Here is a 14396-nt window from a genome sequence, read left to right as displayed (position 1 = left end):
TGACGCGAACCCACGGGTCCATCCCCCAGAATCAAGGCAGTGGACCCTCGGGTTCGCGCTGAAGACCCTTCAGTTTCCATGAACTCGCGGGCCTCACGGCCCGTCGCTCCCGAAGCCACGGCGAAGTGACATGTAGCACGGTGTAGCCAATGTGGCGCGGGGTGATTTCTCGGGCCGGTCTCGGTGTGTGCGCCCCAGCGACGCCGGCACCGCCCGCGTCGCCGGGTACCGCTGTCAGCCGCTGCCAGGGCTACGCCGCACAGGTCAGGTCGTGCGCGGGGAGCCGTCCCGTACGCAGGTAGGCGTTGACGCGCTCGTCGACGCAGGCGTTGCCGTACTCGCCGTATAGGCCGTGCTGGCGGGCGCCCTCCACGGTGAGCAGCCGGGAGCTCGGCCACTGCTTGCGCATGGCCTCGGCGCCGGCGTAGACGGTGCGGGGGTCGCCGGTGGCGGCGACGAGCAGGGCCGGGACGTCGTGGTCGAGCACGGTCGGCGCCTCGGCGGGTCGGTCCCAGAACTCGCAGGGGGTGATGTTGTTGGCCAGCGGCCCGGCGAGGGGGAACCGCTCGCGGGACTCCTCGACCGCGCGCCAGTAGCTGCCGACGCCGCGCCGCTCGGCCACGTCGCCGCAGACGATCGCGGTCATCTGGCTGCTGGAGGCCGAGCCCGCCCCGGTCAGCAGGAACTCCAGCTGCCCGGCGAGCGCTTCGGACGGCTCGACCGGCTCCCGGTCCGCGGCGCGCGCCAGCAGGCGTACGGTCCCGGCCAGGTCGGCGCGCCGCTCGTCGAGGTCGCTGCCGAGGCCGCCGATGAAGACGGAGGGGAGCACGTGCTCGTCCAGCAGGTACGCCTTTCCGATCCGCAGCGGCTCCTCCGCAGCGGCGTCGAGGATGTGCTGCACCGTTGCCAGGACCTCGCCGTGCGTGGCGCCCAGCCCGTATGTTCCGTGCCGCGCGGCGGCCCACGACGCCCACGCGCGCAGAGCCGCCTCGTTGGCCGCCTCGGCGCCGCGCAGCAGGGTTTGGTTGTAATACTCCGGGGAATTGACGCCGTCGAGCACCATGCGGCCGGTGCGGCCGGGGAAGAGCTGGGTGTAGACCTCGCCGAGGTAACTGCCGTAGGAGTAGCCGAGGTAGGAGAGGGTGTCCGCGCCGAGGGCGGCGCGGATGACGTCCATGTCGCGGGCGGTGTTGCGGGTGGTGACGTATGGCAGCACGTCGCCGTGGGCGCGCTCGCACCGCCGGGCCAGCTCGCGCGCGACGGCGACTTCCTCGCGGTACGCCGCCAGGTCGGCGCCCGCGGAGCGGACGAGGGCGGAGCCGAGGTCCCAGCCGCAGTCCAGCGGGGTGCTCCGGCCCACGAAGCGCGGGTCCATGCCGATCAGGTCGTAGCGGTCGGCGACCTCTCCCATCACCTCCGACTTGGTCAGCGGCATATGGAGGCTGGGGCCGGCCGGTCCCCCGTCGTTGAGCAGCAGCGGGCCGACGCGGTGGGCGGTGTCGGTGGCCTTCAGGCGGGATAAGGCGACGGTGATGGTGCGACCGCCGGGGTCGGCGTAGTCGAGCGGCACGGTGATGTCGGCGCAGTCGGCGCCGGCGGCGTCCAGCGCCTGGCCCAGCTCGTCGTCGAGGCCGAGGGCGCAGGCGTGCCAGTCGACGTGCTGGCCGTGGAAGCGGGCGAACGGGTCCGGGTCAGCGGCTGTGGCGGTGGCGGGGGTCGTCGCGGTGGCGGCGAGCACCGCCGCGCACGCCGCGAAGGCCTTGATGCGTCGGGAAGTTGACATACCCGCACGCTAGGGGCGGCGGACACCTCGGCACACTCCGGGAAAACCCCGAAACCGGGTGGGGTTGTCCCCCAAACAACTCAGCCCACAACCCTGAGATTCCCCGTCCACCCCGGCGGTCTTCCGCAGTCGATCCGGTGCCGGGCTATAGCCGGAGGGTGCGGTTCACCCCTTCCAGGAGTGTCCAGACCTCGATCAGGTCCTCCGGCTCCCACTCCTGCTGCACCCGCGCGCCCTTCCTTTCGGGATCGTCGCCGGCGCGGTGACGGACAGCGCACCGGCAAGGCGGTCCTAGTCGTCGGCGGCGACCAGGGTGAGGCTGTTGCTGGCCATCGACTCGCCCACGAGGCGTCCTGCCGACCGCTGCGCGAAGCCGCGCAGGAGCGTCTCCTTCGTGCCGTCCAGACCGTCCAGCAGCGTGCCTGCCGCAGTCCCGTCCATCGCGTGCAGGATCACGGTGTGCCGCACTCGAGGCCGACTGCTTGGCGGTGGGCAGGGTCGTGGTCATCGGGCATCCATTCCTGGGTCCGTCGGTTACGGGACGCCGAGTTCGAAAAGGCCGTAGCCCGCGTACGAGCCGGAAGCCAGGGCCGCGATGCCGAGGAGCACGAGCTGGTGGGTCAGGCTGAGGCGGCGCAGGGCGAGGGCGAGCGGGAGAAAGAGCGGGAAGAGGGGGAGCAGATAGCGGGAGACGTTGCCGAATATCTGCTGGCTGCCCAGGACGAGGACGAGGGTGAGCACGGTGTAGACCATCAGGACGGCCGGGGGACGCAGCCGGATCAGCAGCGGGAGCAGTGCGAGCGCGAGCAGGACGACACCGACGCCGATCAGGTCCGCGAAGGGCCAGGCGGAGAGATAGTCGGAGTGGCCCACCGGGACGGATGTGAGGACGTCAAGGGTCTGCCGGCCGTAGTCCCACTCGTGGGCCCAGGCACCGGACTGAAGCCTGAAGTAGCCGCCGTAGTCGCCCATTTGGTGACCCACCCAGCCGAGATAGGCGAGGAGGCCGAGCGGGGCGACGGCCATCGCGGCCACCGGACGCAGGATGCCGTCCCGGCGACGGTAGAGCGCGAGCAGGGCCGCGACGGCGACGGCGGCGATCAGCGCCACGGCGGTGGGCCGGTTGAGCCCTGCCACGCAGGTGAGGAGACCGGCGGTGAGCCAGCGGCGGCTCAGGACGGCATGGCAGGCCCAGGCGGCCAGGGCCACGTAGAGGGAGTCGGAGTAGACCGCCCACTCCACGCCGGAACCGGGCCAGACGGCCCAGAGTCCGGCCGCGGCCAGCCCGGCCCGTCTGCCGCCGAGGCGTTCGGTGATGGCGTAGATGCCCAGGGCGGCGGCCAAGGAGGCGACGACGGAGACCAGCAGGCCGGCGCCGTACAGGCCGAGGCCGGTGAGCTCGGAGACCAGCCGCATCAGCGCCGGGTAGAGCGGGAAGAACGCCGCCGAGTTCCCTTCGAGGGTGATCGGGCCGGTGGCGCCGGGGATCGGGACCAGCTGAGGGTCGTACCCGTGCCCGGCGATCTGCTGGTACCACCAGCCGTCCCAGCTGGCCAGGACGTCCCACGGGTGGGCGCCGCCGCCGAAGCGCGGGTTCTTCGTGCGGTAGTCCCCGGCGGAGTGCAGCAGCCACATGAAGGCGGCGAAGCCGATGAACTTGAGCGTGCCGTAGACGGCCAGTACGGGGCCGTAGTGCTCGGCTGTGCGGCGCAGCCGGCGCCGGCGGTCGGGGCCCGTGGTGGCGGGCTGCTGCGACAGCCTCGCGTTCCAGCTCAGGGTGCCGGTCGCGGTCGTACGGGCGGTGGTCCTGATCATGCGCGGAACACCCACGCTCGGAAGCACAGGAACCGCAGCAGCGTCGCAGCCAGGTTGGCGGCGAGGAGTACGGCGAGTTCGGTGGCCTGCCCGGCCGAGGGCACCGCGTGGTGCAGGGCGGCGAGCGATCCGCCGGTGAGCGCCAGGCCGATCAGGAAGACGACCAGGCCCCTGCCCTGGTGGCGCAGCACACCGCCGCGGCCACGGAGGCCGAAGGTGAGCCGCCTGTTCACGGCCGTGTTGGCGACGGCGCAAGCCAGCAGCGCGAGGGCGTTGGCGGCCTGGGATCCGGCCACCGGGCGCAGCGCCGCGTAGAGGAGCAGATATGCGAGGGTGCTGACGGCTCCTACGGCGGCGAAGCACACGAGTTGGGTGGCGAGCCTGCCCGGTGCGTCGGCGCCACCGTCGCGGAGCGACCCGCCCGGCGGCAGCGTGTCCCGCGCCAGTGCCCCGCCGATCCTGGCGATGCCGCGCAGGTCGGCCAGTGCCGTGGCGAGGATGTCGACCCGGGTGTCGGGATCGTCCACCCAGTCGACCGGCACCTCATGGATGCGCAGCCCGGCACGCTCGGCGATCACCAGCAGTTCGGTGTCGAAGAACCACTCTGAGTCCTGTATGAGGGGCAGCAGTCGCTCGGCCACATCACGCCGCACCGCCTTGAATCCGCACTGCGCGTCGGAGAAGCCCACGGCGAGGACGGAGCGCAGGAGGGCGTTGTAGCAACGAGAGGTGATCTCTCGCTTGGGGCCGCGCACCACCCGGGAACCGGGGGCCAGGCGGGTGCCGATGGAGATATCGGAGTGGCCGGAGAGCAGCGGGGCCACGAGCGGCAGCAACGCCGTCAGTTCCGTGGACAGGTCCACGTCCATGTACGCGAGTACGGGGGCCGACGAGAGCGACCAGGCGGTACGCAGCGCCCGGCCGCGCCCCTTCTCGGCCAGCCGAAGCCACTGTGCTTCGGGCAGTTCGTCTGCCAGCCGGGCGGCGATCCGCGGGGTGCTGTCCGTGCTGGCGTTGTCGGCGATGGTGATACGGAACGAATAGGGGAAGGTCTCGCACAGGTGTGCGTGGAGCCGCCGCACGCTCGGCTCCAAATCTCTCTCCTCATTGAACACGGGGACGACCACGTCCAGGACGGGCTCCGGGTGGTGCGTCGCCACCGGTGCGCGGTGCGGCAGTCGTCTCAGGTCCTTCAGGGCAAGTGACCCTTGGTTTCTCATGTTTTGTCCTTTTTGTTACCTGGTACGGGGCAGGCCGAAGACACTCGGGGCGACGGTGCGCTACGGCGTTACGGCGTTACGGGGTGACGAGCGAGGACGAGGCGGTCGACGGCTAGTTCCGCGCGGTCGCCGTACCCGAAGGCGGGGCCGAGGCCGAGGGCGGCGACGCGCCCTCCGTGCTCCCCGGCAGGGTCTCGGTGGCCGTGGCCGTACTCCCGGTCGTGGCCGGCGGCGTGATTGCGGCGGTCCCGTCCGGGGGTGCGGGGGCAGTGGAGGTGCCCGAGGAGGAGGGCGCGCTCGGGGACACGTCGGGTGTCGCGGGCGGGGCGGAGGGCGACGGGCTCGTCGCGGGCTGTGGGCCGGGGTGGCTGGGCTCGAACCGGGTCGCATGGCCGGGCAGCAGGAACAGCCCGACACTGAGGCCGACGACGGCCAGGACGGAGCCGACTGCCCTCTGCGCGGCCCGTCTCCGACAGCGGACACGCACCCCTGCCCAGAGACGTTCCCGGTGCTTCGGCTCGAACGGTGCACGCGCCGCGGTATCGCGCATCATCTGTGCCAGCTGCCGCTCGAAGTGATCCATGGGGTTCTCCTTCACCGCACCGGCTCGTTCACGCCCAGGAGCTGCCTCAGCTGCGCCACTCCGCGTGCGGCATGGGACCGAGCCGTGCCCACCGGGCACCCGAGCGCCTCCGCCACCTGCCCCTCGGGCAGGTCCTGGTAGTAGCGCAGCACCACCGCCACCCTCTGCTTCGGCGACAACTGGGCCAGCGCGGCCTCCAGCCGAGAACGCTCCACCACGTCCGCGGACACATCGCCGACCACCGCCGCCTCGGGCAGCTGTTCGACGGGGCGTTCACCCCACCAACGCCGCTGTCCCGAGCGTGCCGCCGCACGCACCATCACCTTGCGGACGTACGGCTCCGGTGCGTCATCCGCGACCCTGGGCCAGGCGAACCAGAGCTTGACCAAGGACTCCTGCAACAAGTCCTCGGCCCGATGCCGATCGCCTCCGACGAGCAGACGGGCCAGGTGGACCAGCACCGACCAGCGGGCAGCCACGAACTCGTCGAACGCACGGGCTCGACTCTGCTCCATCCGCACTGCCCCTGTTCTCGCCGGTCGCCTACACCCTTTAGAAGGCACTGGCACGCGGTCCACGATGCACCTGCGGCACGTGATCTGGATCACAGGGCATGTCGACGGCAAGCGCGAGACGCTCCTCCGTCCCGTCCCGTCCCGTCCCGTCCCGTCAGCGACGCCGACGACGAGGACGCGGTTCGACGGCCCCGCCCGACGGGAAGGGCACTGCCGTCGGCCCACACGAGGGTAATTGCACGGTGCAGGCGGGTCAGCAGGCCCGCGGCGGCGTCCCGGTCGCCGATGTTCGCTGCGGTGACCGCGACGACCAGGAGCAGGCCGAGCGTGTCGGTCGCGATGTGCCGTTTGCGGCCCGGCACCTTCTTCCCGCCGTCGTAGCCGCGTGAGGCGGCAGGCGTCGTCGCGGCGGCCCGCACCGACTGCGCGTCGATGATCCCCGCCGTGGGCTCGGCCTCACGGCCCTCGCGTTCACGGACCTTTCCGCGCAGTCGGTCGTGGAACTCGGCGATCAGACCAGGAGCGGTGCCGCGTGACGTCCGACAGCGGGCAACAGGCGTTGACGGACGCCCGGCGACAAAGAACAACAGGCGTTGACGCCTGCGAACGGCCCGGACCGACCGGCAGACCCGGACGGCCCGGGCCGTCCGCGTGCCTACGTCGGTCCCTCCCACCCGGCGGTCCGGCTGCCGGGCTACCCATGTCAATGCGGCGTTATCGGTCTCTTGTGCGAGAGCTCATACCAGAGCGGGACGGATGGCGGGCAAGTTTGACAACTGCCCGTCGCGGGAGCCCGATTGGCGACTACTGTGTGTGGTCGGTGATCAACGCTGGGCTCATATCGTTCGAGCACGGCCGAGCGTTGCCCCGAGCCTGACCGACCACCGTAGGTGCCACCGCATGAACGCCGATTCCTGGTGCCCCATGTACTGAGGACGCTGATGTCTCAACTTCGCGCACCTGAAGCGCGACCGGAACGCCGAGAGGGCGCACGGCACGGCCGGCCGGGTGCCCGTTCCCACTCGGCCGCGGCCAGGCCGCGCGCCGCACAGCCGTCTCCTGACGCCCGCATGCGCCCCCAGATCCTGCGTACCGCCCTGCTCCCGGCCATCGCCGCGGTGCTGAGCGGTGCCGCAGCCGTCATCTTCACCATCCGTTCCACAGGTGCCCGCCCGACCCCCCAACTCTGGACCGCGCTGGGCGGATCGGGGGCGCTGGCCGTCGCCGCCGTGGTCGCCGCATTCCTCGGCGCCAACCGGGTCACGACCACCGTCCTCGGCCGCTGCCTGGCGCTGCGCCGTGCCAGTGCCCAGGGCCAGGCCGACCTGCAGCGGCTGGTGGAGCGGCTCCGCAATGGAGAACCGGTGCCCGCGCGGCGCCCGCCGCGACCCGTCGCGCCCGGCAGCGACGCCTTCGACCTGCTCGCCCAGGAAATGGGCCGGTCGCACGAAGGGGCCATCGCCGCCGTCGTCCAGGCAGCCCGGCTCAGCAACAACTCCGGCGAGGAACAGCGGGTCGAGGTCTTCGTCAATCTCGCCCGCCGCCTCCAGTCCCTCGTCCACCGGGAGATCCAGCTGCTCGACGAGCTGGAGCACGAGGTCGAGGACCCCGATCTCCTCAAGGGCCTCTTCCAGGTCGATCACCTCGCCACCCGCATCCGCAGGCACGCCGAGAACCTCGCGGTCCTCGGCGGAGCCGTCTCACGGCGCCAGTGGAGCAACCCGGTCACCATGACCGAGGTGCTGCGCTCCGCGATCGCCGAGGTCGAGCAGTATCCGCGGGTCAAACTGGTGCCGCCGGTCGACGGCACCCTGCGCGGTCACGCCGTGGCCGATGTGATCCATCTGCTGGCCGAACTCGTCGAGAACGCCACCGTGTTCTCCGCCCCGCACACCCAGGTGCTGCTGCGAGCCCAGCACGTCACCGCCGGGCTGGCCCTGGAGGTCGAGGACCGGGGGCTCGGCATGCCGGGCAACGAGCAGAAGCGGATGAACGCCCTGCTCGCCGACCCCGACCAGGTCAACGTCGCCCATCTGCTCCAGGACGGCCGGATCGGGCTCTTCGTCGTCGCATCGCTCGCCCGCAGGCATGGCATCGCGGTCCGGCTGCAGAGCAACATCTACGGCGGCACCCAGGCCGTGCTGGTACTCCCGCAGTCCCTGCTCGGCGCCGACCCCGACGCACCCACCACGGCCGACGCCGTCCCGGTCCCGCCGCCCGGGCCCGTACACCGGCCGCCCGCCCAGGACGCCACCGCGCACCAGCGGAAACTGAGCTCGGCCCCGAACCGGCAGGCCCAGGTGCCCAGTCAGCCGCTCCACCTGCACCAAACGCCCCAGCAGCCGCGAAGGCAGGGTGAGGGGCCACCGCTGCCGCTGCGCGTCGAGCGTGTCACCCGGCCCACCCCTGCCGACGCCCGACCCGGCATCCAGCGCCCGGACGACGCGCTTCCGGCCCTCCAGTCGGAGCCCAGAACCGTGCGCGGCACCATGGGCCGGCCCCAACTCCCCAGGCGCGCCCACCAGGAACACCTGGTCCCGCAGCTGCGCGAAGCCCCCGCCCCCCGTGCCGAGGACGAAGAACCCCCTTTGCACGACCCGGGGCTGATGGCGTCATTCCGGCGGGGCATCGAGCTCGCCGAGGCCCGGAGCGAAGCGGACGCCGACACCGCACAGCCCCCGGCCGGCGCCCTCGACGCGTCCGGGCCGCCGGCCCGGCAGCCCCTCGAACCGCTGCCCGTCCGCGGAAGCACCGCGACCGCCTCCCCGCTCCCTCCCGAACCGGACCCCCTCGAAACGAATACCTTGAAGGAGTAGATGCACCATGACGACCGATATGCCGTCCGGTCAGGTCGCCGACCTCGACTGGCTGCTGAGCGGCCTGGTACAGCGTGTGCCGTACACGCGCAGCGCGGTCCTGCTCTCCGCCGACGGGCTGGTGAAGTCCCTCCACGGCATGGACGCGGACAGTGCCGACCACATGGCGGCGCTGGCCGCCGGTCTGTACTCCCTCGGCCGCAGCGCCGGGGCGCGCTTCGGGGACAACGGGGAGGTCCGGCAGGTGGTGGTGGAGCTCGACTCGACGTTGCTCTTCGTCTCCACCGCCGGTTCCGGCACCTGTCTCGCTGTTCTCGCCGGACGCGAGGCAGATGCCGCGGTGCTCGGCTACGAGATGACGATGCTGGTCAAGAGCGTCCGGCCGTATCTGACGACCCCGGCCAGACAAGCGGCCGGGGCACCGAGCACCACGGGGCTGTGAGAGTGTCGGCCGCGCAGGACGGGCCGTTGCTCGACGACGCAGCGGGCCGGCTTATCCGTCCGTACACCGTGAGCAACGGCCGTACCCGTCCGACCGCCGTGCTCGATCTGCTCTCCCTGGTGAGGGCCACCGGCACCGATCCGCAGACGCATCTCGGCCCCGAGCACTCCGTGGCGCTCGGGCTGTGCGGCGGACCCACTTCGGTAGCCGAGATTGCCGCACATCTGCGGCTGCCCGCAGTCGTCACCAAGGTGCTCGTCTCCGATCTGGTCGACTGCGGCGCAGTCACCGCGCATCCGCCCGCCTTCCATGACATGCCCACCGACCGATCTCTGCTGGAGGCAGTGCTCGATGGCTTACGACGACAGCTCTGACGGCTTCGGCACCTCGGGCGGAGGGGACGCCCCCGGGGGCCCCGAGTGCTTCCCCGTCGCGCTCAAGGTTCTGGTGGCGGGCGGCTTCGGCGTCGGCAAGACGACGTTCGTGGGCGCCGTCAGCGAGATCGCACCGCTGAGCACGGAGGAGCTGCTGACCCAGGTCAGTGTGGCGACCGACAGCCTGGAGGGTATCGAGTCGAAGACCGCCACGACGGTCGCCATGGACTTCGGCCGCATCACCCTCGACGAGCAGCACGTGCTCTATCTGTTCGGCACCCCGGGCCAGGAGCGCTTCTGGTTCATGTGGGACGAGCTCTCCCAGGGCGCGCTGGGAGCGGTCGTGCTCGCCGACACCCGGCGGCTCGAGGAGTGCTTCCCGGCGGTCGACTTCTTCGAGCGGCGAGGCATCGGATTCATCGTCGCAGTCAACGAGTTCGACGGCGCCTACCGCTACGGCCCCGACGAGGTACGGGCCGCGCTCGACCTTCCGCCCGAGGTACCGGTCGTCCTTTGCGACGTCAGGATCGCGAACTCGGGCACCGGAGCGCTGGTCACACTGGTCCAGCATCTGATCAACGCCACCTCCGACCCCGCCCCGCTCTCCACCTTCGGAGCCCACCCGTGAACGGACGCACCAACGGCCGGCTGCTGCTGACCCCCGTCGACCGCGATGCCCCCGTCCGAGCCCAGCGGCTACGGACGCTCGGACTCGGGGAACGGGCCGGTGGATCGTTCGACAGCTTCGACGCGTTCGCGGACAAGGTGGCCGAAATAACCGATGTTCCTTTCTCGATGGTCAACTTCATCGACGGGAACCGGCAGTTCTTCGCCGGACTGCACACGCCGGCCGGTACGCACACCGGTTCCGACCTGGGCGCCATGGCCACGGGCAGTGGCCGTGGCGGGCGGTATGTGGCCCTCGATCGCGGCTACTGCCCGCACGTCGTCGCACGGCGGAAGGCGCTCGTCCTGGAGGACGTCTGCGACTACCCGAGATTTGCCGGCAATCCGGTCGTCGACGACATAGGCATTCGTTCCTATCTCGGGGCTCCGCTCATCGACCGTACGGGCATCGCGCTGGGGGCGGTCTGCGCCGTCGACACCGTGCCCCGCCCCTGGGGGCGGGCCGGTCTCGACACGATCAAGTCCCTGGCGCAGGAACTCATCGGCCACATCCACCGACGGGAGGACAAGGCCTTGGGGGGTGTCGGAACGGAAAACAGCGGTAGCCGCTGATGATTCCGCATGGCTCGGCCCCGGACGCCGCGCAAGCCGGCCCTTGAGCCCCGGCACCCTGCGCGACGCGCTACGGCACCTCGGAATCCCGGCCGGGAAAGGCCGCACCTCGGCCATCCGCAAACTCGTCCTCCAAGCCCAGCCCCCCGCCATCACCCAAGCACTCGGCTGCCACGACAAGAGCACCACCCGCGTCGCCACCGAAGCCGGAACTCCATGGAGTCGATACGCCCCCCGAGGCCACTGACGACAACCGATCCAGCCAAGCGGGAAACGGACGTGCGATCGGGCCTCAGGAGTGTCAACCTGTCCCGGGTGACCTCAACCGAGATGACCTCCATCCAGGCCGCCGCAGCTCGAAACAATGCCGACTGGTGTGCTTCGGTCTGCTGGTCCCACGGCATTTTGGGGACCTTCGGCAAGACGGCCTGGTGGAGTTCCCGCCGCACGCCGCCGTACTACCCCGACGCCGTCACTCTGCACCACGACGCGGTGCCGCCCGACTTCCTTGCTGAGATCGACACCGCGTCCCCCGGGTGCTCGATCAAGGACAGTTTCGCCACGCTCGACCTCACCTCCAGCGGCTTCGTCGAGCTCTTCAATGCCCAGTGGATCCACCGCCCAGCGGGACTCCCCGCACCAGCAACGCCGGCCTTGCGCACCGAGCGGGTCTCCACGGCAGCCCAGCTTCGCGACTGGCAGGCCGCTTGGCACGGCGGTGACGGAACCCCGGACGTCTTCCGACCAGCGCTACTGGACGACCCGTCCGTGATGGTGCTCGCCGTCCACGACGGCGAAGGCCTCTCCGGCGGTGTCATCCTGAACCGCAGCACGGGGCTGATCGGTCTCTCCAACCTCTTCGCCGTCAACAGCAGCGACGTTGCCGCCATCTGGTCATCAGCGATCGCCGCAGTCGCCAACCATTTCCCCGGCCTTCCCCTCGTCGGATACGAACACGGGGACGACCTCGCGCACGCACACGCCAGCGGATTCGACACACTGGGCACACTTCGCATCTGGCTGCACGACTCCTGACCGGCAACCGTCCCTCGCCCAAGTGGCGGGGGACAGGCACGCACCGTGACGACACCTGTCCTCTCGCGAGTGATAGGGGGTTGAGGTTGGTAGGAGCCGTTGATCGGGTGACCTGTGTTCGTTGACCAACGTGGGTGGCGGTTGCCCGCAATGAGCAGCGTCAAGGGATGATGAGCGGGTGACGTCGCTGCCTGTGAGTCCTCGACCACTGAACGAGCAGGAGGAGGTTGTGCTTCGGCGCATCCTTTCGGCGGGATTCGAAGGGGCGCCGGAGCTCAGGGCGCAGATCGGTCTGGTCGAGGTCGTTGGGGTGTGGGGACTCGGCTCAGTGAGCGTCGACTTCCGTTTGCGGAGACCGGCTGCGGGATCTGCTCAGCGAGAAGGCCATATTCCTGTGGACGCCGAGGTTGTGGACGAGGCTGGTGGCGTTTGATCCGCATGCTGCGGGAACGCCACCACTGGAGTTGGGGCGACGCCCGCCGCCGGTTCACCACCCCCATCGGGCGTTGGCGGCCAATCGCGGCGGACGGGATCGAGTTGTTCCAGGTCGCATCGGTCACGGTCAGCCGTTACCGATACCGGGCCAGCACGATCCCCAGCCCATGGCAGCCTGCAAACCCCGTCTGACGGCAGACACCGTGGAGAGCCCGTTGCGCTGAGAGGTGCACGGCGGGTTCGGCGAGAGGTCCGGAGAAACGGACCGGGAGCAATCCCGGCACCGCGCTTCGGGCCTACTCAGCGACGCGTCACTATGTGTAGTCGCTGCGGCTGCTCGACCGTAATTCGCAGGCGGTCGTGGTGACGGGTCTCGTAAGGTGCCAAGATGTTGACTGTACGAGCTATGACGGAAGCTGATGTCCCGGCGGTGTCAGCGATACGAGTGACTGGCTGGAAGGCCGCGTATGTCGGGATAGTGCCCCAGTCCTTCCTCGATGGCATGACGGTTGAGGCAGATACTCAGCAGCGCCGACAGCACTTCAAGAGGTCGAAGGAGGGCACAACTAACCTGGTAGCGGTCGACACCCAGGGACGAGTCGTGGGTTGGGCTTGCCTCGGGCCCTTTCGCGGCACTGGAACGAGTACAAATATCGGTGAGCTTTACGCTCTGTACGTTCGGCCCTCACTTACTGGGTCCGGAATCGGTCGCACGCTCCTCGAAACCGTGCACGCTCAGGCTCACGCCGATGGCTTCGACTTTGTGATGTTGTGGGTCCTCACCGACAACACCACGGCACGCCGCTTCTATGAGCGAGCTGGCTATGTCGCTGACGGTGCTGTCCAGGCTGATGACTACGACGGAGTATCCGTATCCGAAGTTCGTTACCAGCGCGCCCTGTAGGAGCGTGGAATTGACTGGGTGAGCCCGCCAGCGGTCATCCAGATAGGGCTTGAAGGCGTCGAGCTTGGACGGTCGGCCCTGCCATTGCCCGTGGAAGAGGTCTTCAGGGAGAGGGTTCAAGCCCGCACGGCACGATCAAGCCCGTCCGGTGATGGAGGACCCAGCGGCCCCCGGTCACCGCACCCCACCCCCCGGCACTCCCGTACTGCCCCGCAACACCACCTCACCCTTGACCCGCACCACCCGGGCCCGGCTCCCGGCCCCCACCTCCCGCAGCGCCAGCGCGATCGCGTTCTCGCCCATCGATGTCAGGGGCAGCGCCACCGTCGTGAGCGGCGGCGACAACTCCTGTACCAGCGGGATGTCGTCGAACCCGGCCAGCGACACATCCTCCGGCACCCGAGACCCCGCCTCCCGCAGCGCCGCCAACGCCCCGACCGCCATCACATCGGTCACCGCGAAGACACACGTCGGCCGGGCCCGGGACGGCGCCCGCGCCGCGGCGAGCAGCAGCCGCCGCGCCGCCTCGTACCCACCGTCACGGGTGAACGCCCCCTGTATCACCTGGTCGAGCCCGATGCCCGCCTCGGCGAGCCCCTCCTGGAACCCTGCCAACCGGTCGGAGACCGTCGTCAGCTCGGGCGGCCCGCTGAGAACCGCGAACCTCCGATGCCCCAGCTCCACCAGTGCCCGGGCCAGTGCAGCCGCCCCCGCCCGGTTCTCCGGCTGTACGGTGTCCACCCGCAGACTGCGGTGCCGGCTGACGACCGCCACCCGCCCGCCAGCCCTGACATACGGCTCCAGCTCGGTATCCATGGCCCGCTCCCACGCGCGGTCCTGGAACCCCGAGCCGATCAGCAGGATCGCCCGCGCGCGCTGAGCCCGCAGCATGGAGACGTAACTGATCTCCCGCGCCGGCTCCCGGAACGTGGAGGCCAGCATGACGAGCAGCCCCCGTTCCGCAGCCGCCCGCATCACACCGCTGGAGATCGCGGCGAAGTAGGGGTCGCTGACGTCATGACAGATGACGCCGACCGTACGGTTGTTGGTGGCACTGGCGAGTGCCTGTGCATGTGCGTTGGGGATGTAGCCGAGCCGTTCCGCCGCCGCGTGCACCCGCTGTCGCAGATCGTCGCGGACCGTGGCTGTACCGTTGAGCGCCCGCGAAGCGGTGGCCGGTGAGACCCCGGCCTCCCGGGCCACGGCGTCGAGCGTCACATGGGCCGTGGCTGCGA

The 14396-nt window shown here is 70.3% G+C and carries 15 protein-coding genes; 7 read left to right on the top strand and 8 right to left on the bottom strand.

All coding sequences use genetic code 11. From position 1 onward, the window contains the following. Positions 1–250: 250 nt before the first annotated feature. The 7 genes from ACWD6R_RS18785 to ACWD6R_RS18755 all read right to left on the bottom strand — a co-directional run bounded on the left by ACWD6R_RS18785 (position 251) and on the right by ACWD6R_RS18755 (position 6503). On the bottom strand, positions 251–1783 hold the full coding sequence (locus ACWD6R_RS18785; protein WP_451819686.1) for an alpha/beta hydrolase: 1533 nt from the start codon (positions 1781–1783) through the stop codon (positions 251–253). 291 nt (positions 1784–2074) lie between these two features. Then, positions 2075–2224, bottom strand: a complete 150-nt coding sequence (locus tag ACWD6R_RS18780) for a hypothetical protein (protein ID WP_451819685.1) — start codon at positions 2222–2224, stop codon at positions 2075–2077. A 93-nt stretch (positions 2225–2317) separates the two neighbouring features. Next, entirely contained in the window at positions 2318–3598 is a 1281-nt protein-coding gene (locus tag ACWD6R_RS18775; RefSeq protein ID WP_451819684.1) for a glycosyltransferase family 39 protein, read from the bottom strand. After that, positions 3595–4818: a glycosyltransferase gene (locus ACWD6R_RS18770; RefSeq protein WP_451819683.1), complete on the bottom strand. Its 1224-nt coding sequence runs from the start codon at positions 4816–4818 to the stop codon at positions 3595–3597. Before ACWD6R_RS18770 ends, ACWD6R_RS18775 begins: the two co-directional genes overlap by 4 nt. Positions 4819–4930: 112 nt before the next feature. Further along, complete coding sequence (locus ACWD6R_RS18765) at positions 4931–5401, bottom strand: cellulase (protein WP_451819682.1); 471 nt, start codon at positions 5399–5401, stop codon at positions 4931–4933. 11 nt (positions 5402–5412) lie between these two features. Further along, the gene (locus ACWD6R_RS18760) at positions 5413–5916 is read right to left on the bottom strand and encodes a SigE family RNA polymerase sigma factor (RefSeq protein WP_451819681.1); all 504 of its coding nucleotides are present in this window, start codon (positions 5914–5916) and stop codon (positions 5413–5415) included. 89 nt (positions 5917–6005) lie between these two features. Continuing rightward, on the bottom strand, positions 6006–6503 hold the full coding sequence (locus tag ACWD6R_RS18755; RefSeq protein ID WP_451819680.1) for a transposase: 498 nt from the start codon (positions 6501–6503) through the stop codon (positions 6006–6008). Between the two features lie 354 nt (positions 6504–6857). On the opposite strand from ACWD6R_RS18755, the gene ACWD6R_RS18750 reads away from it, so the two are divergent. From ACWD6R_RS18750 to ACWD6R_RS18720, 7 genes are all read left to right on the top strand, one after another. After that, positions 6858–8732, top strand: coding sequence for an ATP-binding protein (locus tag ACWD6R_RS18750; RefSeq protein ID WP_451819679.1), 1875 nt, complete (start codon positions 6858–6860; stop codon positions 8730–8732). A 7-nt stretch (positions 8733–8739) separates the two neighbouring features. Then, positions 8740–9174, top strand: coding sequence for a roadblock/LC7 domain-containing protein (locus tag ACWD6R_RS18745; protein WP_366137160.1), 435 nt, complete (start codon positions 8740–8742; stop codon positions 9172–9174). 2 nt (positions 9175–9176) lie between these two features. Next, positions 9177–9548 carry a DUF742 domain-containing protein gene (locus ACWD6R_RS18740; RefSeq protein WP_451819689.1) on the top strand — a complete coding sequence of 124 codons (372 nt, stop codon included), beginning with the start codon at positions 9177–9179 and terminating at the stop codon, positions 9546–9548. Further along, entirely contained in the window at positions 9526–10176 is a 651-nt protein-coding gene (locus ACWD6R_RS18735) for a GTP-binding protein (protein ID WP_451819678.1), read from the top strand. The genes ACWD6R_RS18740 and ACWD6R_RS18735 overlap by 23 nt, the downstream gene beginning before the upstream one ends. Next, positions 10173–10787 (top strand): GAF domain-containing protein, encoded by a 615-nt coding sequence (locus ACWD6R_RS18730; protein ID WP_451819677.1) that lies wholly within the window; start codon positions 10173–10175, stop codon positions 10785–10787. Before ACWD6R_RS18735 ends, ACWD6R_RS18730 begins: the two co-directional genes overlap by 4 nt. A 315-nt stretch (positions 10788–11102) precedes the next feature. Beyond that, positions 11103–11822 carry a hypothetical protein gene (locus tag ACWD6R_RS18725; RefSeq protein ID WP_451819676.1) on the top strand — a complete coding sequence of 240 codons (720 nt, stop codon included), beginning with the start codon at positions 11103–11105 and terminating at the stop codon, positions 11820–11822. An 823-nt stretch (positions 11823–12645) separates the two neighbouring features. Further along, positions 12646–13161, top strand: coding sequence for an N-acetyltransferase family protein (locus ACWD6R_RS18720; protein WP_451819675.1), 516 nt, complete (start codon positions 12646–12648; stop codon positions 13159–13161). 174 nt (positions 13162–13335) lie between these two features. Here the strand turns inward: ACWD6R_RS18720 and ACWD6R_RS18715 are convergent, their stop codons facing one another. After that, positions 13336–14379 (bottom strand): LacI family DNA-binding transcriptional regulator, encoded by a 1044-nt coding sequence (locus ACWD6R_RS18715; RefSeq protein WP_451819688.1) that lies wholly within the window; start codon positions 14377–14379, stop codon positions 13336–13338. Positions 14380–14396: the final 17 nt, after the last annotated feature.

Source organism: Streptomyces sp. NPDC005151 (assembly GCF_053599875.1).
Note: the sequence above shows the minus strand (reverse complement) of the source record. Positions and strands in the feature narration are given on the sequence as shown.